The sequence below is a fragment of the Allochromatium palmeri genome (assembly GCF_009720725.1).
GTDB classification, from domain to species: Bacteria; Pseudomonadota; Gammaproteobacteria; order Chromatiales; family Chromatiaceae; genus Thermochromatium; species Thermochromatium palmeri.
The window spans coordinates 1-902 of record NZ_WNKT01000141.1 but is presented as its reverse complement, the minus strand read 5'-3'; the positions used below and the strand labels follow the sequence as shown (position 1 = coordinate 902).

Below are 902 nucleotides of genomic sequence, written 5' to 3'. Positions count from 1 at the left end.
AGAGGACTTGTCTACTCCAACTGTATGTGAGCGAACGATTTTTGCCAGCTGGTAAGATACTTTGTCCAAAGTCCAAAACCCGAAGGAACGGCGTCAGACCAAGCAGGCCAAGAAGCGCGAACGCGCGGTGATGTGAGGTTAGAGCTTGGCGGCGCGGGTTCGCCCCGCGCCGCCCCCCCGCATCGCATGAGCCACTTTACCAAACGCTATCATCCGCCCGGAACCGCGCCAGGCACGCTGGTGGCCTCCGATTCGGCCGTCCCGCTGAGCATCCGCCTCATCACTTACACCGACACTCACTACGCGGAAAGAACGTTCAGCGACCTGATCGACAGCGTGCCGTTGCTCGACGCCGAGGCGACGACCTGGATCGATGTTCGGGGCAATATACAGCCGGACGTCCTGCAGCAACTCGGGCAGTGGCTCAACCTGCACGATCTGGCCCTTGAGGATGTGCTCAACACCGGCCAGCAGGCTAAGCTGGAGGACTATGATGAACAGCTGTTCGTCGTCATGCACCGCCCCTCACTCGACGCCTCGGGAGCCCTCCAACTCGATCAGGTGAGTGTCTTCCTCGCCCCGGGAGTGCTCGTCAGCTTCTACGGCCAGGCTCAAGATCTCTTCGGGCCGGTCTGCGAGCGGTTACGCGACCATCGCGGTCGCCTACGCCGGCACGGCAGCGATTATCTGCTCTATCGGCTACTCGACCTTATCGTCGATCACGGCTTTCCCATCCTCGAACACTATGGGAAACGCTGATCAAATACCGTTTACTATTCGTTAACACTGAAAGTGCCCTTTTTCACAAACATTTTGTTTTCAGTGGCTACGTCATGAGTGTTTCGCGCTCCATTCAATGGCCCGTGCGGCCCATTTCGGCCACATGTAGATCGTCATATCAC

1 protein-coding gene is annotated in these 902 nt (G+C 58.1%); it reads left to right on the top strand.

From position 1 onward, the window contains the following. Nucleotides 1-186: 186 nt before the first annotated feature. On the top strand, nucleotides 187-759 hold the full coding sequence (locus tag GJ668_RS19840; protein WP_246195038.1) for a CorA family divalent cation transporter: 573 nt from the start codon (nucleotides 187-189) through the stop codon (nucleotides 757-759). The last annotated feature ends 143 nt before the right edge of the window (nucleotides 760-902 follow it).

What these genes read in the sequence shown, in the direction of transcription:
- GJ668_RS19840 (WP_246195038.1), top strand. Translation starts at nt 187, where the DNA reads ATGAGCCACTTTACCAAACGCTATCATCCGCCCGGAACCGCGCCAGGC.